Origin of the sequence: uncultured Zhongshania sp., assembly GCF_963975605.1 — a bacterium.
Taxonomy (GTDB): domain Bacteria; phylum Pseudomonadota; class Gammaproteobacteria; order Pseudomonadales; family Spongiibacteraceae; genus Spongiibacter; species Spongiibacter aquimaris.
This window is the reverse complement of record NZ_CAXBHN010000004.1, coordinates 14,399-33,205: the sequence shown is the minus strand read 5'-3', so window position 1 is coordinate 33,205 and position 18,807 is coordinate 14,399. Positions and strand designations below refer to the sequence as shown.

Annotated in this window: 16 protein-coding genes; 12 read left to right on the top strand and 4 right to left on the bottom strand. The window is 50.8% G+C overall.

All coding sequences use genetic code 11. The features are described 5' to 3' along the window. Positions 1 to 14: 14 nt before the first annotated feature. The 12 genes from murD (at position 15) to mutT (ending at position 14,959) form a co-directional block, all read left to right on the top strand. Entirely contained in the window at positions 15 to 1,370 is a 1,356-nt protein-coding gene (murD, locus tag AAC007_RS05630) for a UDP-N-acetylmuramoyl-L-alanine--D-glutamate ligase (protein WP_339675154.1), read from the top strand. Then, positions 1,367 to 2,506 (top strand): putative lipid II flippase FtsW, encoded by a 1,140-nt coding sequence (gene ftsW, locus AAC007_RS05625; protein WP_295875940.1) that lies wholly within the window; start codon positions 1,367 to 1,369, stop codon positions 2,504 to 2,506. The genes murD and ftsW overlap by 4 nt, the downstream gene beginning before the upstream one ends. Next, positions 2,496 to 3,581, top strand: coding sequence for an undecaprenyldiphospho-muramoylpentapeptide beta-N-acetylglucosaminyltransferase (gene murG / locus AAC007_RS05620; RefSeq protein WP_339675150.1), 1,086 nt, complete (start codon positions 2,496 to 2,498; stop codon positions 3,579 to 3,581). Before ftsW ends, murG begins: the two co-directional genes overlap by 11 nt. Beyond that, positions 3,571 to 4,989: a UDP-N-acetylmuramate--L-alanine ligase gene (murC, locus tag AAC007_RS05615; protein ID WP_296436533.1), complete on the top strand. Its 1,419-nt coding sequence runs from the start codon at positions 3,571 to 3,573 to the stop codon at positions 4,987 to 4,989. Before murG ends, murC begins: the two co-directional genes overlap by 11 nt. A gap of 9 nt (positions 4,990 to 4,998) precedes the next feature. Then, entirely contained in the window at positions 4,999 to 5,946 is a 948-nt protein-coding gene (locus AAC007_RS05610) for a D-alanine--D-alanine ligase (RefSeq protein WP_296436534.1), read from the top strand. Continuing rightward, the gene (locus AAC007_RS05605) at positions 5,946 to 6,728 is read left to right on the top strand and encodes a cell division protein FtsQ/DivIB (RefSeq protein ID WP_296436535.1); all 783 of its coding nucleotides are present in this window, start codon (positions 5,946 to 5,948) and stop codon (positions 6,726 to 6,728) included. The genes AAC007_RS05610 and AAC007_RS05605 overlap by 1 nt, the downstream gene beginning before the upstream one ends. 66 nt (positions 6,729 to 6,794) lie before the next feature. Next, a complete protein-coding gene (gene ftsA / locus AAC007_RS05600; RefSeq protein WP_103683629.1) occupies positions 6,795 to 8,024 on the top strand; it encodes a cell division protein FtsA in 1,230 nt (409 codons plus the stop codon). Between the two features lie 60 nt (positions 8,025 to 8,084). Beyond that, complete coding sequence (ftsZ, locus tag AAC007_RS05595) at positions 8,085 to 9,242, top strand: cell division protein FtsZ (protein WP_219042421.1); 1,158 nt, start codon at positions 8,085 to 8,087, stop codon at positions 9,240 to 9,242. A 108-nt stretch (positions 9,243 to 9,350) separates the two neighbouring features. Next, positions 9,351 to 10,262, top strand: a complete 912-nt coding sequence (gene lpxC / locus AAC007_RS05590; RefSeq protein WP_219043090.1) for a UDP-3-O-acyl-N-acetylglucosamine deacetylase — start codon at positions 9,351 to 9,353, stop codon at positions 10,260 to 10,262. Between the two features lie 336 nt (positions 10,263 to 10,598). Then, positions 10,599 to 13,331: a preprotein translocase subunit SecA gene (secA, locus tag AAC007_RS05585; protein ID WP_339675143.1), complete on the top strand. Its 2,733-nt coding sequence runs from the start codon at positions 10,599 to 10,601 to the stop codon at positions 13,329 to 13,331. A 13-nt stretch (positions 13,332 to 13,344) separates the two neighbouring features. After that, positions 13,345 to 14,565: a bifunctional glutamate N-acetyltransferase/amino-acid acetyltransferase ArgJ gene (gene argJ / locus AAC007_RS05580; RefSeq protein ID WP_339675141.1), complete on the top strand. Its 1,221-nt coding sequence runs from the start codon at positions 13,345 to 13,347 to the stop codon at positions 14,563 to 14,565. Beyond that, positions 14,546 to 14,959 carry an 8-oxo-dGTP diphosphatase MutT gene (mutT, locus tag AAC007_RS05575; RefSeq protein WP_339675138.1) on the top strand — a complete coding sequence of 138 codons (414 nt, stop codon included), beginning with the start codon at positions 14,546 to 14,548 and terminating at the stop codon, positions 14,957 to 14,959. Before argJ ends, mutT begins: the two co-directional genes overlap by 20 nt. 705 nt (positions 14,960 to 15,664) lie before the next feature. Here mutT and AAC007_RS05570 read toward each other — a convergent pair. From AAC007_RS05570 to AAC007_RS05555, 4 genes are all read right to left on the bottom strand, one after another. Beyond that, complete coding sequence (locus AAC007_RS05570; RefSeq protein WP_339675137.1) at positions 15,665 to 15,871, bottom strand: DNA gyrase inhibitor YacG; 207 nt, start codon at positions 15,869 to 15,871, stop codon at positions 15,665 to 15,667. Next, positions 15,871 to 16,476 (bottom strand): dephospho-CoA kinase, encoded by a 606-nt coding sequence (gene coaE / locus AAC007_RS05565; RefSeq protein WP_339675136.1) that lies wholly within the window; start codon positions 16,474 to 16,476, stop codon positions 15,871 to 15,873. Before coaE ends, AAC007_RS05570 begins: the two co-directional genes overlap by 1 nt. A gap of 172 nt (positions 16,477 to 16,648) precedes the next feature. Continuing rightward, entirely contained in the window at positions 16,649 to 17,533 is an 885-nt protein-coding gene (locus AAC007_RS05560; RefSeq protein WP_339675134.1) for an A24 family peptidase, read from the bottom strand. A gap of 57 nt (positions 17,534 to 17,590) precedes the next feature. Next, positions 17,591 to 18,805: a type II secretion system F family protein gene (locus tag AAC007_RS05555; protein ID WP_339675132.1), complete on the bottom strand. Its 1,215-nt coding sequence runs from the start codon at positions 18,803 to 18,805 to the stop codon at positions 17,591 to 17,593. Positions 18,806 to 18,807: the final 2 nt, after the last annotated feature.

Here is an 18,807-nt window from a genome sequence, read left to right as displayed (position 1 = left end):
GGTTGGTACAAAAAGTGAGTTTGATTGCATCCGACAATAGACGGGTCGTTATTGGTTTAGGTAATACCGGGCTTTCTATCGCCCGTTATTTTACCCGCCAAGGACTGTCTTTTGCGCTTGCAGATAGTCGAGATATCCCGCCCGGATTAGAAGAATTTCGGCGGGAGTTTTCCGGTGTTGAGCTCACCTTGGGCGAATTTTCCGAAGATCAATTTTTAAACGCAACCGAGCTCGTAATTAGTCCTGGTATTTCCCTGGCAGAGCCTGCTATTGCCGCGGCTAAGTCTCAAGGTGTTCATATATCTGGCGATATAGAGTGGTTCTGTCGCGAGGCTAAAGCGCCACTTGTCGCGATTACCGGGTCTAACGGTAAAAGCACAGTGACCACCTTGGTTGGCGAAATGGCCGCGTGCGAAGGGCGCCGGGTTGCGGTTGGCGGCAACCTCGGTACACCTGCGTTAGATTTGTTAGACGATAGTGTCGAGTTGTATGTGCTGGAGCTGTCGTCGTTTCAGCTAGAGCGTTGCGCTTCGGTAGGCGCGGAAGTGGCCACTGTATTGAATGTCAGTGAAGACCACTTAGATCATCACGGCAGTCTTATTAATTACCACCAAGCCAAGCACCGTATTTTCAGAGAGTGTAAGCAAGTCGTTATTAATCGTGACGATGCGCTGAGTACACCCTTGGTTCCCGATGGTGTAGTGAAGTGGAGCTTCGGATTGGGACGCTCAGATTTTCGGGCTTTCGGTTTGATGGAAAAAGATGGCGAACAGTATTTAGCCTTAGCGCGGGAACCATTACTTCCCGTAGCGGCAATGAAAATAGCGGGCTCGCACAATATTAGTAATGCGCTTGCGGCATTGGCACTGGGTAGTGCTGTTGGATTAGCTATGCCGGCGATGCTAACCGCGCTGTGCGAATTTAATGGCTTGGCGCATCGCTGTGAGTTTATAGCAGAAATTGCCGGTGTACGTTATTACAACGACTCCAAGGGTACTAATGTTGGCGCCGCAGTGTCGGCTCTGCGCGGTTTAGCAGGTTCTGGCAAGGTCGTATTGATTGCCGGCGGTATCGGCAAGGGCGCGGATTTTACGCCATTGATGAACGCTGCTGCAGATTCCGCCCGCGCGGCAGTATTTATTGGCGAGATGGCGCCAAAAATGCTTGAGCTTTTAGCCGGCAGAATTCCGGCTGCTATTTGCGACACCTTGTTGTCGGCGGTAAACGCAGCGGCAGATTATGCAGTCGACGGCGACGTGGTGCTGTTGTCGCCAGCGTGCGCAAGTTTCGATATGTTTAAAAACTACGAGCACCGCGGCGAAGTATTTAGCGAAGCCGTTAAATCTTTGGCAAGGGGAGTGTCTGTATGAGCTACCTGAGCAATAGTATTGCCGAGGTCAAGCAATTTGATCGCCATTTACAATTGATCATAGTTGCCTTGCTGGTGGTGGGGTTTGTCGCGATGACATCCGCATCGGTTGAGCACGCGGCGAGTCGCTACGACGACGCGTTCTATTTCGCTAAGCGCTATTTATTCCACTTTAGTTTGGCGTCAGTGCTTAGCCTTGTCATGTATCTCACGCCAATCGATGTGTGGGAGCGCAGCGGTTGGCTGTTGCTGTTGCTTGGCTTTGTGGTGTTGGCCTTGGTACTTATTCCCGGCGTTGGGCGCGAAGTTAATGGTAGTCGCCGCTGGATATCCCTAGGCCCAATAACCTTGCAAGCGTCTGAGTTTGTAAAGCTATGTGTGATCTTTTATCTGGCGGGCTACCTCGTGCGCAGACACGATGAGGTTCGTGAAAGTTGGTCAGGCTTTGTTAAACCTATGGCCCTGCTCTTTGCCGTGACCTTATTGCTAATGCTTGAGCCAGACTTTGGTGCAACCGTTGTCACCGCTGGCACCGCGTTTGTGATGATTTTTCTTGGCGGCGTAAAGCTAGGCCAGTTCTTGCTCGTAATTTTAAGTTGCGTTGCTGGCGCCGTCGCCATGGTGATTTTTGAGCCCTATCGGATGAAGCGCTTAACCGCGTTTACTGATCCGTGGGCAGATCAATTTAATACTGGCTATCAGTTAACCCAGTCATTGATTGCCTTTGGTCGCGGCCAATTTAGTGGTGTCGGTTTAGGAAATAGCGTACAGAAATTATTTTACTTGCCTGAAGCGCATACCGATTTTGTGTTCGCTATCTTTGCGGAAGAATTTGGTTTTTTAGGCACCTTATTAATTCTCGGTCTGTTTGTCGCCTTGATTGGGCGGATTTTATTTATTGGTCGATATGCAGAATCAATGGGCAAGCAATTTCACGCATTGGTGTCCTATGGGATTGCCATCATGATTAGCGGTCAGGCTTTTATCAATATGGGTGTAAATGCCGGATTGTTGCCGACCAAAGGACTGACATTGCCGTTCATGAGTTATGGCGGCAGTAGCTTAATGGTATGTATGGCAATGGTTGCATTGGTTGGACGAATCGAACGGGAATGTCGGAGGCAAGATGGCCGCTGAGCGAACCGTATTGATGATGGCCGGCGGCACCGGTGGCCATGTTTTCCCCGCATTAGCAGTAGCTAGCGCCTTGGCTGAACGCGGTGTCGCTGTGCACTGGTTGGGCACTGCTACAGGCATAGAGGCGCGTTTAGTGCCGGCTGCGGACTTACCTTTGCACTGTTTAAATATGTCAGGTGTGCGCGGCAAAAATCCTTTGTTTCGTGTTGTGGCGATATTCAAAGCGGGCTTGGCTGTGTTGCAAAGCATGCGCTTGATTCTAAAGTTGAAACCCTTTTGTGTGGTGGGCATGGGCGGTTACGCCTCTGGGCCAGGTGGGCTGGCCGCAAAATTATTGGGCGTGCCGGTGGTGATTCAAGAACAGAATGCGGTTGCAGGCACCACGAATCGCCTGTTAGCGAAAATTGCCAAGTTGTGTCTCACCGGATATCCCATCGCACTCGGCGGTATAAAGAATCGCTATATCGGTAATCCCGTCCGTCGTGAAATTGCGGCGCTGGATACACCGGCCGCAAGATGGCTTGAGCGCAGCGGACAATTGCGGGTATTGGTATTGGGGGGCAGCCTCGGCGCTAAACCAATCAACGATGTAGTGATTCAAACTTGGCAGGCATTGCCAGAAGCCGAGCGACCATTGTTGTGGCATCAAACTGGTCGCGACCACGAGCAGGCTGTGCTAGCGGCCTATGCCGAGGCTGATGTGGCCGTTCTGGCTGAAGCGTTTATTGACGATATGGCGGCGGCTTATAGTTGGGCGGATGTGGTGATTTGTCGCGCAGGTGCATTGACGGTTGCTGAGCTAGCTGCAGCCGGAGTGCCAGCAATATTAGTACCGCTGCCTCACGCCATAGATGACCATCAGCGCGCGAACGCGAAATGGTTTGCGGATGGCGGTGCAGGCGAAATTATTGATCAAAAAGAATTTACAGCCTCAGCGTTATTAGCGTGGCTGCAAAGTGAAAAGGCACAGCGGGGGAATCTGTTGAATAACGCGGAAGCGGCAAGACGGTTGGCAAAAATAGATGCTGCCGATGTCGCGGCAGATTACTGCATGGAGTTTGCCCATGAGTCCTAAGCACCCATTCGTTGTGCCAGAAATGCGCAGAGTTAAGCGCATACATTTTATCGGTATTGGCGGCGCTGGTATGTGCGGCATCGCTGAGGTGTTGCTAAATCTTGGGTACATTATTTCGGGTTCAGACTTAAAGGCATCGCCTAGTACCGCGCGGTTACAGCAGCTGGGTGCGCGGATCGCCTTCGGCCACCGTGGTGAGAATATTGGTGACTCCGATGTGGTAGTGGTGTCCAGCGCGATAAATGACGCCAATCCAGAAATTATTGCCGCACGCAGTAGCCGAGTTCCAATTGTTCGTCGTGCCGAAATGCTGGCTGAGTTAATGCGTTATCGCCACGGTATTGCCGTTGCGGGTACCCACGGAAAAACAACGACCACAAGTTTGATTACGTCTATTTTTGCAGAGGCTGGTCTAGATCCGACGTTTGTCATTGGTGGATTGGTGAATAGCGCTGGCACCAATGCAGCCTTGGGTGAGAGCCGCTATTTGGTAGCGGAGGCAGACGAGAGTGACGCGTCATTCTTACATTTGCAGCCCATGGTGTCGGTTATTACGAATATTGAAGCCGATCATATGGCGACCTATGGCGGCGACTTTAGCAAGTTGAAGCGGACCTTTATTGAGTTCCTCCACAATTTGCCATTTTACGGCATTGCAGTGGTTTGTATTGATGACCCGGTTGTTCGTGAGTTACTGCCCGATATTGGTCGTCCCACATTGACCTACGGGTTTAGCGACGACGCTGATTTTCGAATTCACTCCTTAGAAAAACAGGGAATGCAAAGTCGTTTTTCAGTAAGCCGTCCCGATGGCAGTGACCTGGCTCTGTGCATTCATCAGCCGGGTGTGCACAACGTGTTGAATGCCACTGCGGCGATAGCGGTGGCAAGTGATGAAGGCATATCTGCCGACGCGATTTGCGCCGGGATTGCCAATTTTCAAGGAGTTGGCCGACGCTTTCAGCGCTACGGCGAATTGGCGGTAAGCGAAGGTGAATTCATGTTAGTGGATGACTATGGTCACCACCCGACTGAAGTGGCGGCGACAATATCCGCAGCGCGTCAGGCATGGCCTGATCGTCGTTTGGTGATGCTGTATCAACCGCACCGTTTTAGTCGCACCAAAGATTTGTATGAGGATTTTGTGCGGGTGTTGTCGACAGTCGACAGCCTGCTGTTGTTAGACGTTTACTCCGCAGGTGAAGAGCCAATTGCTGGCGCGGACAGTCGCAGCTTGTGCAGGAGTATTCGTCTGCAGGGCAAGTTTGAGCCGGTGTTTGTGGAAAGTACTGAAGCAGCATTTGAAATTTTAAAAACACGTATTCGTCCTGGTGATGTATTGCTGACACAGGGCGCGGGAAATATTGGCGCCTTGGCGCAGCAATTGTCTGGTCAGGATTGGGTGTAGGTATTACTGATGAGTGATATGACGGTAGCGGAAATTAATAAAGCCATTGGCGGCAAGCTCGCGGTGCTGTTTGGTGGGCATTCAGCCGAGCGTGAAATTTCTTTAAAAAGCGGTGCCGCAGTGACGGCGGCGTTTCAACGCCAGGGGATTGCAGTTGAGGCCATCGATGTTGCTGATCGCGGATGGATGCAGCGTGTAGAGACAGATTTCAGTCATACGTTTATTGCGCTGCATGGTCCCGGAGGGGAAGACGGCACGGTGCAAGGTGCCCTGGAGTGCTTGGGTGTGACATACACCGGTAGCGGCGTAATGGCCTCTGCGCTGGCGATGGATAAGTTTCGCTGCAAATTGTTGTGGTTGGGTATGGGCTTGTCCACACCTAAGTTTATTGAGCTAACCGCGGCCAGTGATTGGGCGGCGATCATTGCCGACTTGGGTTCGGTGATAGTCAAGCCGGCTTGCGAAGGTTCAAGTATCGGCATGTCACGCGCAGCCAGCGCTGAAGAATTACAGAGCGCTTGGCAGGGCGCGCAGGCATACGGGCGTGTATTCGCTGAGCAGTGGGTGGTGGGCAGTGAGTTCACAGTAGCCATTTTAAATGGCGTGGCCTTGCCTGCAATAAAGCTGGAAACCGATGCGGCATTTTACGATTTCAACGCCAAGTATTTGTCGAATGATACGCGTTACTTGTGTCCCTGCGGATTGAGCGAGAGGGATGAATTGGAGTTGAGTGAATTGGCCTTAGCCGCATTTACTAGCTTGGGTTGTGACGGCTGGGGGCGCGTTGACGTAATGCGTGATGGCGAAGGTCGCTTCTATTTGCTGGAAGTGAATACCGTGCCGGGTATGACTGATCACAGTTTGGTGCCGATGGCGGCCAAACAGGCTGGCTTAGATTTTGAACAACTGGTGCGCGCAATTTTGGTAGCTAGCATCGGTGAGGGTGAGTTGGGCTAATGAAGCTTGTCAGCGTTAAGCATAATCGCTTTAAACGCAGCAAGCCGGAGCGCGGTGAGCGTAAACCAGTGTCGCGGGAATGGGGGCGCATTTTTAATCGCTTGCTGCTGCTGGCGGCAGTGATGGGGTTTATATACGGCGTGGAGCGCTTGGGCAGTCAGTTGGAATCTATCCCAGTTGATCGCGTGGTGTTTGCAGGTGACTTCCGCCACGTCAGCCGCGATGTGCTGGTGGATAGGGTGACCAGCCATTTGGCGGTGGGCTATATCGGTTTGGATCTGGAGGGTATTCAGAGTGAACTGGAGCAAGAGCCTTGGGTGTATAGAGCGATTGTGGAGCGAGTTTGGCCGCGAGAGCTAAAGATTACGATTGTTGAGGAGACGCCGATTGCCGCTTGGGGTAATGGCGGTTTACTGAATCATCGGGGCAAGATTTTTTTGCCAACAAAGGAAATACGTAGCGATGTGGATTTGCCATTGCTGAGCGGTCCGGACGGCAGTGCAATAGAAATTATGCGTCAGTACCGTTTGATGAGTCAGTTGTTGGGTGATGAGAATTTGGTACTGCAGCGTTTGCAAATGAATGATCGCGGTGCCTGGACTGCCACCTTAAATGGTGGTGCGGTATTGGTTTTAGGACGGCAGGAACCATTGGAAAAATTGCGTCGCTTTATGTGGGTTTACAAGCAGCAATTGGCGGCAGATTTTGAACGCTTAAAGCGGGTAGATACCCGTTACATCAATGGTTTGGCCGTGTCGTGGCACGAGTTGGAAGGTAGTTAAAGTAAATGGCTAAAGTAAGTGCGTTGCCGGTGCGGGACGGATCGCTAAATTGGGAGAAGCAAAGCAATGGCTAGTTCACATGCAAGCCGGATGATAGTCGGTCTGGATATTGGCACCTCGAAAGTGGTGGCTATCGTTGGGTCGATGAATGAAGACGGCAAGCTGGAAATTGTCGGCATTGGTTCGCATCCATCGCGAGGCCTTAAAAAAGGTGTGGTGGTTAATATCGAGTCGACGGTGCACTCCATTCAGCGCGCGATTGAAGAGGCGGAGCTGATGGCAGGCTGCGAGATTCACAGCGTTTACGTTGGTATCGCGGGCAACCATATACGCAGTTTGAATTCCCACGGCATTGTGGCAATTCGCGACCGCGAAGTGTTCCAGCTTGATCTCGACCGGGTTATTGACGCAGCGCAAGCCGTGGCGATTCCAGCGGATCAAAAAGTACTGCATATCTTGCCGCAGGAATTTGTTATCGACGAGCAAGAAGGCATTAAAGAACCGCTGGGGATGTCGGGTGTGCGCCTTGAGGCGAAAGTGCACTTGGTGACTTGTGCGGTGAACGCGGTTCAGAACATTGAGAAATGTATTCGGCGCTGCGGCCTCGAAGTTGAGGACGTCATTCTTGAGCAGCTGGCATCAAGCTACGCCGTGCTGACAGATGATGAAAAAGAACTCGGTGTTTGTCTGGTGGATATCGGCGGTGGTACCACCGATATCGCGATCTTTACGGACGGCGCGATTCGTCATACCGGTGTTATACCGATTGCGGGTGACCAGGTCACCAATGACATCGCCATGGCCTTGCGTACCCCGACCCAGTACGCCGAAGAAATCAAAATCAAGTACGCCTGCGCCCTAACGCAACTCGCGGGCGAGGGTGAAATGATCAAGGTGCCCAGTGTGGGTGATCGCGCTCCGCGTGAGCTTTCTCGCCAAGCGCTTGCCGAGGTAGTCGAGCCACGCTACGACGAACTCTTCACCTTGATCCAGGCGGAATTGCGCCGCAGCGGTTACGAGGATCTTTGCGCCGCGGGCATCGTGTTAACTGGTGGCACCTCAAAAATGGAAGGTGTTGTCGAGCTGGCGGAAGAAATTTTCCATATGCCAGTTCGTATCGGGGTTCCGCAAGACGCGCGTGGCTTAACCGATATTGTACGCAACCCCATATACGCAACGGGTGTTGGCTTACTGCATTACGGTATTAAACACCAGGCTGAACACGGCGGGCGCGGCCGCGTTCGCAGCGGTGGCTTTTTGGCGAATCTAAAACAGTGGATTCAAAACAATTTTTAACGATGTGATAGGCGGTCGCGTTGGCAGCGCGATTGATTATGCAAAAAGGGAGAAAAAACCATGTTTGAACTAGTAGATAACGTTCCTCAGAACGCAGTAATAAAAGTAGTAGGTGTTGGTGGCGGTGGAGGTAATGCTGTGAAGCATATGATTGCCTGCAACGTTGATGGTGTGGATTTTATCTGCGCCAATACCGATGCACAGGCACTGACCAATGTGTCTTCTAAAACTGTGCTGCAATTGGGCACAACCATTACCAAGGGTTTGGGTGCAGGTGCGAATCCTGAAATTGGCCGTCAGTCAGCGATGGAAGATCGCGACCGTATCGCCGAGGCGCTGCAAGGTGCTGATATGGTATTCATCACTGCCGGTATGGGCGGCGGCACGGGTACCGGTGCGGCGCCAGTAGTCGCGCAAGTCGCAAAAGAGCTCGGAATTCTGACTGTGGCAGTCGTTACCAAGCCCTTCCCGTTTGAGGGCAAGAAGCGCATGGCGGTGGCGCTGGAAGGTATGAAGGAGCTGCGTCAACACGTGGATTCCTTGATCACCATTCCGAACGAAAAGTTGCTGCCGGTTTTGGGTAAAAACACCAGTTTGCTCGATGCCTTTAAAGCCGCCAACGATGTACTGTTGGGTGCAGTACAGGGCATTGCGGATCTCATTATTCGCCCAGGTATGATTAACGTCGATTTCGCTGACGTACGCACCGTCATGTCTGAGATGGGTATGGCGATGATGGGCAGCGGTGTTGCTACCGGCGAAAATCGCGCTCGCGAAGCAGCGGAAGCCGCTATTCGCAGTCCATTGCTCGAAGATGTGAATTTGCAAGGGGCGCGCGGGATTTTGGTTAATATTACCGCAGGTCTAGATCTATCCCTAGGCGAGTTTAACGATGTCGGGGATACTATCGAGGAGTTTGCTTCCGAGAACGCGACAGTCGTGGTCGGAACTGTAATTGATCCCGATATGGTCGATGAATTACGCGTCACAGTGGTGGCAACAGGCCTGGATGGTTTGGGTCAAGAAGCACCGCTTAAAGTTGTTGAGTCACGACCTGTAGAGGCTCGCTCAACCGACTACCGTAAGCTTGATCGACCAACAGTAATGCGCAATAACCAGCAAGCGGCGGTTGCGCGAGATGTGGCTCCGGCGCCGATGGCAGATAAGGACATGGAATACTTGGATATTCCTGCGTTTCTGCGGCGTCAAGCCGATTAACTAGCTGTAGCCGGTGCAGCAGGGCGAAGTGCCAGCGATTTATCGCTAGCACATTAGTAACGTCGTCTCTGCAAATGTAGCCGTCCGGCCCATAGAGTGAGTATGAACATGATTAAACAACGCACCTTGCGCAACACCATCCGTGCCACCGGAATTGGTTTGCATACGGGGGAAAAGGTCTACCTGACGCTGAAGCCAGCGCCGGTTGATACCGGTGTGATTTTCCGTCGCACCGACTTGAATCCCGTTGTTGAAATCCATGCTCGCGCTGAAAATGTGGGTGATACAACGCTCTCTACCACGTTAATGAACGGTGACGTGAGAGTGTCGACGGTAGAACATTTGCTTTCTGCAATGGCTGGTTTGGGTATTGATAATGCCTATGTTGAAGTCAGTTCTTCGGAAGTGCCTATTATGGATGGCAGTGCGGGGCCTTTTGTATTTCTCATCCAGTCCGCTGGGATTGAGGAGCAAAATGCACCGAAGAAATTCATCCGTATCAAGCGTCCGGTGACAGTGAAGGATGGCGATAAAGTCGCGAGTTTCCTCCCTTTTGACGGCTTTAAAGTCTCTTTCACTATCGACTTTGATCATCCGGTCTTCAAAGACCGGACTGGTCATGCCGAGTTAGACTTCTCCAGCACCTCGTTTGTTAAAGAAGTGAGTCGGGCGCGGACCTTTGGGTTTATGCACGAGATTGAATATCTGCGTTCAAAAGGTTTGGCGCAGGGCGGCAGTGTTGACAACGCGATTGTTGTTGACGAATACCGCATTCTTAACGAAGACGGACTTCGTTATGAAGACGAGTTTGTAAAGCATAAGGTCTTAGATGCCATCGGTGATTTATATCTGCTGGGCACGAGTCTTATCGGCGAGTTTAAAGCGCACAAGTCGGGACACGGCTTGAATAATGTGTCGCTACGCGCCCTTATTAAAGATACCGATGCGTGGGAATGGGTAACATTTGAAGACCCCGCCGACGCACCGATTAGCTACATGGCGCCAGCTGCTGTCGCCTAGTTTTCCCTCCTCCATGCTTAGTCTGGCGTCGGTCTAAGCATGGTAATATTGTCTCATCTATGCGATATTGCGCCTCGGTGTTACGGTATAGCTTACTTCCAGCCTGCAGGTAACAAGCGCGATCTTTGGCGTTGATTCTTTTGGATATTAAGTCCGGAGCCGTCATCATATTTTCATTCGGACAATGTAGCTTGGTGCGGTTTTTGCGGGCTGTATAATTTAATGCGTTGCTTGGAGCTGAGTGTAGTGTCTGAGCTGACGATATTTAGAATGTCGACAATCTGCAAGCGCCCTCAATGATAGGGATATAATCCCGGGAACAGTAACGAATTCATCATGATTACAGCAGTAGTTAAGAAAGTTTTTGGTAGTAAAAATGACCGCGAACTCAAGCGGATGCGCAAGGTGGTGGCCAAGGTCAACGCCCTTGAAGAGGGCTTAACCACCCTGGATGATGCGTCTCTTGCGGCGAAAACCAGTGAGTTCAAGCAGCGCTTAAGCAGTGGCGAAACCCTAGATCAGATACTGCCTGAAGCGTTTGCTGTTTGTCGTGAAGCGAGCCGCCGAGTGATGGGAATGCGGCACTTTGACGTACAGCTTATCGGTGGCATCAGCCTACATGAAGGCACTATTGCAGAGATGCGCACCGGCGAAGGTAAAACCCTTGTGGCTACCTTGGCGGTTTATCTAAATGCCTTGGAAGGCAATGGCGTATTCGTGGTAACCGTCAACGATTACCTCGCGCAGCGCGATGCGAACTGGATGCGACCTCTTTATGAATTTTTAGGTTTAAGTGTTGGAATTATTCGCTCAGGCCAAGAGTCCGAGCAAAAGCGAGCAGCCTACCAAGCAGACATCACCTACGGCACCAACAACGAATTCGGCTTCGACTACCTACGCGATAATATGGCGTTTGCCATTAGCGATCGTTTTCAGCGCAGTTTGAATTACGCCATTATTGATGAAGTCGACTCGATCCTTATCGACGAAGCGCGTACCCCGCTTATTATTTCTGGTCCCGCCGAAGATAGTTCTAAGTTATACAAGCAAATTAACCTGTTTATTCCGTCGCTAATTCCCGCCGAAATGGATGAAGCCGGAAAGCCCTCTGACGAAGGTCACTACACCGTCGATGAAAAAATGCGCCAGGTGGAATTAACCGAGCACGGCCATCAGCTCGTCGAAGACATGCTTGTGCAGGCGAAATTGCTGGACGAAGGCGACAGCCTTTATGCGGCCGGAAACTTGAATTTACTCCATCATGTGAATTCGGCATTGCGCGCCCATGTTCTCTTCCATAACAACGTCGAATACATTATTCAGAATGATCAGGTTGTGCTGATTGATGAGCACACTGGTCGGACGATGGCGGGCCGCCGTTTATCTGAAGGTCTGCATCAAGCGATTGAAGCGAAAGAAGGTGTTACGGTTCAGGCCGAGAGCCAAACCCTGGCATCAACAACCTTCCAGAACTACTTCCGTCAGTTCGAAAAACTAGCGGGTATGACTGGGACCGCAGATACGGAAGCGTTTGAATTCCGTCAGATTTACGGCTTGGATGTCGTGGTGATTCCCACCAATAAGCCGAGTGCCCGTCGAGATTCTAATGATTTGGTGTACTTGACCAAAGAAGAGAAATACGACGCGATTGTAGAAGACGTTAAGGGTGTCGTTGAAAGTGGTGCGCCAATTCTGGTTGGTACAGCCTCTATCGAAACCTCTGAAGAAATGTCTCAGCGTTTTCAAAAAGCCGGTATTCAGCACAAAGTCCTCAACGCAAAATACCACGAGCAAGAAGCGGAAATCATTGCTCAGGCTGGACGTCCTGGCGTGGTAACAATTGCAACGAACATGGCGGGGCGCGGTACTGACATTGTGCTCGGCGGTAATGTTGATGTTGAAATAGCTCAGTTAGAAAACCCATCTGATGCGATGATCAACGAGCTTCGCGAAGCGTGGAAAATTCGTCACGAAAAAGTCATGCAAGCAGGCGGACTGCACATCGTTGGTACCGAGCGTCACGAGTCACGCCGGATAGATAACCAGTTGCGCGGACGTGCTGGTCGTCAGGGCGACCCCGGTGCGTCGCGTTTCTACCTGTCTCTGGAAGACAGCCTGATGCGTATATTCGCCTCTGATCGCGTGCGCGGCATTATGCAGGCGCTGGGATTAGAGAAGGGCGAAGCCATAGAGCATCGTATGGTTTCAAATGCAATTGAAAAAGCGCAGCGCAAAGTTGAAGGTCGTAACTTCGATATGCGTAAGCAGTTGCTTGAATACGATGACGTTGCCAACGACCAGCGCCAAATTATTTACCAGCAACGCAACGAACTGCTAGAAGCTGACGACATTAGCGAAATGCTCAAAGCTATTCGTTCCGATGTGGTCGGTGATGTTGTTGGCGAATATATACCGCCGCAAACCCTCGAAGAACAGTGGGATATCAGTGGACTTGAGCATCGTCTAGAGGCTGAGTTTGAGGTCAAACTGCCTATTCAACAGTGGCTAGATGAAGATCGTTCCGTGAATGAGTCAGTCATCCACGAGCGTGTTTACGAGGCGGTGGATCTCGCCTATGAAGCTAAGTGCGCTTTGGTTGGCGCCGATATGCGCAAGATAGAGCGACATATATTTCTGCAGGTCTTAGACACGTTGTGGAAAGAACACTTGGCGACTATGGATCACCTGCGTCATGGTATTCATTTGCGCGCTTTTGCTCAGAAGAATCCGAAGCAAGAATACAAGCGTGAAGCGTTTACATTGTTCCAACAAATGCTCGAAACGCTCAAGCATGATGTAGTTCGATTCTTATCGCATTTGCGCTTACAGCAAGATGAAAACTCCGAGGCTTTAGAACAGCAGCGCCGAGAAGAGCAAGCGAAGCGGGCGATGGAGTTTCAACATGCTGAATCTAGCGGCTTAAGTGTTGAAGAAGATGTCAGCGAACCAGAGCAGGCTGCGGCGCAGCCAGAAACCTTTGTGCGTGAAGCACCTAAAGTGGGACGCAACGAGCCATGCCCCTGTGGTTCTGGCAAAAAATACAAACAATGTCATGGCAAATTAGACTGAGGAAGACACCAGCATGGCGGTAGGTTCGGGTGATTTGGGTACATTGCATTCAGTCGATGGCGTGCGCATAGGGGTAGCAAGTGCCGGCATTAAAAAGGCAGGACGAATTGATACCGTTGTTTTCGAGTTAGCCGAAGGCAGTTCCGTTGCTGGCGTATTCACGCTTAATGCGTTCTGCGCGGCCCCCGTTACGGTTGCTAAAAAGCACCTTGCTGCAGACTCACCACGCTATTTGTTGATCAACACTGGCAACGCCAACGCTGGTACCGGAGTAATCGGTATGGCAGACGCGCACGCCTCTTGTGCAGCGTTAGCGGAACAGGTTGGGGTTGCTCCAGAGCAGATTTTACCTTTTTCTACTGGGGTTATTGGCGAAAAACTTCCCCTCGATAAACTTGTTGCCGCCATGCCCGCCGCAGTGACAGCGCTATCGGCAGATGCGTGGGAGCGGGCCGCTAACGGTATTATGACTACCGATACCCGCCCTAAAGCAACCTCAAGACAAATAGAGATCGACGGTCGTACCATCACTGTCACCGGTATATCCAAAGGTGCCGGTATGATTAAGCCTAATATGGCCACGATGCTGGGCTACGTTGCAACGGATGCCGCTATTGCGCCAGATGTATTGCAGGCGATGTTAGATGTCGCTGCAGATGCGTCGTTTAACCGCATTACTATCGACGGTGATACCTCAACAAACGACTCCTGTGTTTTGGTCGCAACAGGCAAGGCAGGCGGTGAAGTGCTGTCAGTATCGGAAGGTCAAACTTTCGAAAAGCTGCAAACGGTTTTCAACGAAGTCTTTCTTGAGCTGGCCCACGCCATTGTGCGCGACGGTGAAGGTGCTACCAAATTCGTCGCGGTAGAAGTGGCTGGTGCCAAGGATGTGTCAGAGTCGCTTAAGGTTGCCTATGCAGTTGCAGAGTCGCCTCTAGTGAAAACAGCGCTGTTTGCCAGCGACCCGAACTGGGGTCGTATATTGGCGGCGATTGGCCGTGCCGGTGTTGAAGCCTTGGATGTATCGATTTTAACAGTACACCTCGACGACGTATTGATTACCGAACACGGCGGCCGTGCGGCAAGCTATACCGAAGCGGCGGGCGCGGCGGTCATGAAGCAGTCCGAAATCACGATTCGTATTAATTTGAATCGCGGCCAGCACACCGAGACCGTGTGGACGACAGATTTCTCCTACGACTACGTCAAAATCAATGCCGAATACCGCAGCTAATAAACAGATACACGTTGCGGTAGGGGTCATCTATAACGCCCAAGGGCAGATACTTATCGCTCGTCGTCACGATGACGCACATCAAGGCGGCTTGTGGGAATTTCCCGGTGGTAAAGTTGAGCAGGGTGAAACAGTCTGTGATGCCCTGGCTCGCGAGTTGCACGAAGAGCTAGGAATCGTTGTCACCCCTTCGAGCTGTACCCCATTGCTAGAAATACGTCATGACTATAGCGATAAAGTTGTGTTTCTCGACGTGTGGGCAGTGTCAGGTTTTGAAGGCGAGCCAATCGGAAAGGAAGGTCAACCACTGCGCTGGGTGAGGCCGAGCACACTTCGTGAATACGAATTTCCAGCTGCTAATGTAGCAATTATCGACGTAATACAATCAGCGTAAAAGAGCCTGTAGGTTGGCGTAGAACAGAGCGAAACCCAACATGAGTGTGACACGACCCAACAATCGGAGTACGCCGCCACATCAATGTTGGGTTTCGTTCCTCTACCCAACCTACGTGCCTGAAGCCTGAAATACGTCATCTCCGACTAGGGATCCAAATGGGCGAAGCGAATACCTTTATATAACACACAACGTCATCCCCGACCCCGATCGGGGATCCAGTGTGAGCGTCAGCGAATGCCTTTAGCGTCGGACGCCAGACGTCTGACTTCTGACGTAACGGCGGAGTGCTACAAAGCCCGAGGTTATGGACCCTCAATCGAGTTGAGGATGAAGGCGGTGGTGCGCTGAGAATGACGCCACTACACCACGTCATCCCCGACCCCGATCGTGGATCCAGTGTGAGCGTCAGCGAATGCCTTTAGCGTCGGACGCCAGACGTCTGACTTCTGACGTAACGGCGGAGTGCTACAAAGCCCGAGGTTATGGATCCTCAATCGAGTTGAGGATGACGACGTTAGTGTGCTGAGAATGACGGCGGGTTAACGTCCGAAGCCAGAAATACGTCATCCCGCGGCTCTATAAAATGACGCCTCCCCCGACCGGGGACGCAAATGGGCGAAGCGAATACCTTTATATAACACACCACGTCATCCCCGACCCCGATCGGGGATCCAGTGTGAGCGTCAGCGAATGTCCTTTTTTCTAATAACCACCTTCCAAATCTTCGCTAAAAACATCCTCTAAGGGCTGTCCTGGAATAGCGTGATCCTCATTCGCCCATGCGACAAGATCATTATTCTTACATCGGGCAGAGCAAAAAGGACGGAACTCATTGCGGGTATCCCAAACCTGTTCCGTGCCGCAGTTAGGACACGCCACTACTGTGGGCTTCTTGCTTGCATTGGCCATTAATTCCCTCCCGCTAGTTCTAAAAATTGTTGGTGAAGCCGGGTGATTTGTCGGTCTAAATCAGTAAACCCTGAGGTATTGTCGATGACGTCTGTCGCAGCGGCTAATCGTTCTTCGCGTGTTGCTTGGCTCGCTATAATGCGCTCAACCTGCGCTTGTTCGTTACTGTCTCGTGTCATTGTGCGGGTCAATTGTACGGACTGCGGCACATCGACCACTACCAGGCGCTGGCAAAAACTTTGCTGTTTACTCTCGACGAGTAGCGGCGAGACATAAATACCGTAGGTGCTTTGAATCCCGCCGAGTTGTCTAAGTGTCTCATCTGCAATGAGTGGGTGTAGAAGAGACTCAAGCCAGATTTTTGCATTGGCGTCGGCAAAAATGGTTTGCCTAAGTGCTGCCCGATTGAGTTGTCCATCTTCTTGAATTAGATCATTGCCAAAACGCGACGTGATTTTTGCCAGTGCTTCGGTACCCGGCTCAACAACTTCTCGGGCAATCACATCGGCATCGACGATACCAATACCAAGCTTAGCAAAGCGATCAGAAACGGCGGTTTTGCCACTCCCGATACCACCGGTTAAACCTACTATTAAATTACTCATATTTGGTTTCGGTCATATTTAAATTTAGCTTTTTAATGAATTATGGATCCTAGGGGTTCCTGAGTAATGTCGCAAGCGAAGGGAGTTTAGACGTTGCCGGAGCGGAGTAAATGAGTATTCCGAGCACCGCAGACGTTCAAAATACCGAGCGCAGTAATTAGTCAGTAATTCCTCAGCGTAGGCCGGCGAAACCGAGGTAACCGTCAATGATGGCATCGCCCCAAAAGACTGCAATCCAGCCCGCTCCGGCCAAGTAAGGGCCAAAGGGCATTGGCGTCGACGTTGACTTGCGATTAAGTGCCAGGATAAGTCCGCCGCATACGGCGCCAACAACGGATGATAATAAAATAATCAGCGGCAGATACTGCCAGCCGAGCCAAGCGCCTAGCGCGGCGAGTAATTTAAAATCGCCGTAACCCATGCCTTCTTTGCCGGTAACGATTTTAAAGAGCCAGAAGACGCTCCATAAAATCATATACCCAGCCATTGCGCCCCATAGCGCATCGGTAATGGGGATGTGCCCAAATACGCTGTTATACAGCAGTCCTAGCCACAGTAGTGGCAGGGTGATTTGATCCGGCAATAACTGATGATCGATATCGATGACGGTAAGAATTAATAGCAGCCAGCTAAATAAAATAATCGCAAACGCGTAAGGAGTAATGCCAAAAATCAGCAGCGGCATAATACTGATAAGCGCTGTGATAACTTCAATAAGTGGGTAGCGGAGACTAATACTAACTTTACAATTCGCGCAGCGCCCGCGTAGGACGGCGTAGCTCACTACGGGGATATTTTGCCAAGCTTTAATTGGCGCATTGCAGGATGGACAGTGTGAATTGGGAATCGCTAAATTAAATTCAGTGGCTGGCGCCGGTGGGGTAGAAGGCTCACCGTCATTCAATAAATACTCACACTCTTCCCGCCAGTTAGCTTCCATCATTTTCGGTAGGCGGTATATGACTACGTTGAAGAAGCTGCCGATCAATAGTCCGAAAATACCAATTGTTGTGATGGTAAATACTGGGGCGCTTTCTAGAGCGGTAAAGAAATTCATACAATACTCAGCGGTAAATATGTAGTCGGGAGCGAATAGTGTTTCGGCAACACCTAATTACATTGCGGAACCCAGCATGAAGATTGGTAGATACATCGCAATCATTAGGCCCCCTACAAGCACGCCGAGTATCGACATAATAAACGGTTCAAGCAATGCGGTTAGAGTGTCGACCGCGTTATCTACTGCTTCTTCGTAGTGAGTTGCTACCTTGTCGAGCATTTCATCTAGTGAGCCAGATTCTTCACCAATGGAAACCATTTGCAGTAGCATGTTCGGGAAAAGATTGGTGAATTTAATCGATGAATACAAGGTTTGGCCTGTTGTTACATCATCTCTTATTTGAAAAATCGCTTTACTATATACCGCGTTACCGGCTGCTCCAGCAACTGAGCTAAGTGCGTCGACTAAAGGTACGCCGGCGCCGAAAGTGGTTGCCAAGGTTCGTGAAAATCGCGCAATAACAGAATTAAAAACGATATCACCAATTACAGGAATTTTAAGCGTTATTTTGTCTACCCAGTCGGAAAACGCTTGTGACTTTTGTCTAGCGGTTTTAAACGAGAACCCTGCCGCAATGGCTAAACCCAATAATATATACCAGTTCGCCTGCATCCATTCCGAGAGTGAGACAACCAGTTTGGTAAACGCGGGAAGGTCGGAGCCAAAGCTTTCGAACGTTGTGGCAAACGTGGGTACAACCTTAATGAGCAAAATTGCCGTTACGACTACCGCAACCACCATGACGGCAATCGGGTAGGTTAATGCTTTTTTGATTTTCGCCTTCAATGCTTCTGTCTTTTCTTTGTAGGTTGCGACTCTATCTAGCATTACTTCAAGCGTACCAGATTGTTCACCGGATGCGATTAAGCTACAAAATAGCTCATCAAAATACTTTGGATGCTTGGCGCATGCATTTGCGAAGCCGCCGCCAGACGCGACCTCGTTTTTTATGTCAACAACCAGCTCTTGCATGGTCGGATTTTCCACGCCTTCAGCTACAATGTCGAAACTTTGTACTAAAGGAACACCCGCTTTAAGCATGGTTGCCATTTGACGAGTAAAAATGGCGATATCAGCGGGCTTTATCGCCTTTTTGTTACTAAATAAAGGCTTGGGTTTGCGCTTCACATTTTTAGCAGCAATACCCTGCTTGCGAAGGTGCGCTTTTACTAAGGCACTAGACCCCGCTGTAAGTTCGCCTCGTGTTTTACGGCCCTGTTTATCTACGCCCTGCCAAACAAAGACCTGTGTTTTGGGTGCTGTTGCCATTA

What these genes read in the sequence shown, in the direction of transcription:
- ftsW (WP_295875940.1), top strand. Translation starts at nt 1,367, where the DNA reads ATGAGCTACCTGAGCAATAGTATTGCCGAGGTCAAGCAATTTGATCGC.
- murG (WP_339675150.1), top strand. Translation starts at nt 2,496, where the DNA reads ATGGCCGCTGAGCGAACCGTATTGATGATGGCCGGCGGCACCGGTGGC.
- murC (WP_296436533.1), top strand. Translation starts at nt 3,571, where the DNA reads ATGAGTCCTAAGCACCCATTCGTTGTGCCAGAAATGCGCAGAGTTAAG.
- AAC007_RS05610 (WP_296436534.1), top strand. Translation starts at nt 4,999, where the DNA reads ATGAGTGATATGACGGTAGCGGAAATTAATAAAGCCATTGGCGGCAAG.
- AAC007_RS05605 (WP_296436535.1), top strand. Translation starts at nt 5,946, where the DNA reads ATGAAGCTTGTCAGCGTTAAGCATAATCGCTTTAAACGCAGCAAGCCG.
- ftsA (WP_103683629.1), top strand. Translation starts at nt 6,795, where the DNA reads ATGGCTAGTTCACATGCAAGCCGGATGATAGTCGGTCTGGATATTGGC.
- ftsZ (WP_219042421.1), top strand. Translation starts at nt 8,085, where the DNA reads ATGTTTGAACTAGTAGATAACGTTCCTCAGAACGCAGTAATAAAAGTA.
- lpxC (WP_219043090.1), top strand. Translation starts at nt 9,351, where the DNA reads ATGATTAAACAACGCACCTTGCGCAACACCATCCGTGCCACCGGAATT.
- secA (WP_339675143.1), top strand. Translation starts at nt 10,599, where the DNA reads ATGATTACAGCAGTAGTTAAGAAAGTTTTTGGTAGTAAAAATGACCGC.
- argJ (WP_339675141.1), top strand. Translation starts at nt 13,345, where the DNA reads ATGGCGGTAGGTTCGGGTGATTTGGGTACATTGCATTCAGTCGATGGC.
- mutT (WP_339675138.1), top strand. Translation starts at nt 14,546, where the DNA reads ATGCCGAATACCGCAGCTAATAAACAGATACACGTTGCGGTAGGGGTC.
- AAC007_RS05570 (WP_339675137.1), bottom strand. Translation starts at nt 15,871, where the DNA reads ATGGCCAATGCAAGCAAGAAGCCCACAGTAGTGGCGTGTCCTAACTGC.
- coaE (WP_339675136.1), bottom strand. Translation starts at nt 16,476, where the DNA reads ATGAGTAATTTAATAGTAGGTTTAACCGGTGGTATCGGGAGTGGCAAA.
- AAC007_RS05560 (WP_339675134.1), bottom strand. Translation starts at nt 17,533, where the DNA reads ATGAATTTCTTTACCGCTCTAGAAAGCGCCCCAGTATTTACCATCACA.
- AAC007_RS05555 (WP_339675132.1), bottom strand. Translation starts at nt 18,805, where the DNA reads ATGGCAACAGCACCCAAAACACAGGTCTTTGTTTGGCAGGGCGTAGAT.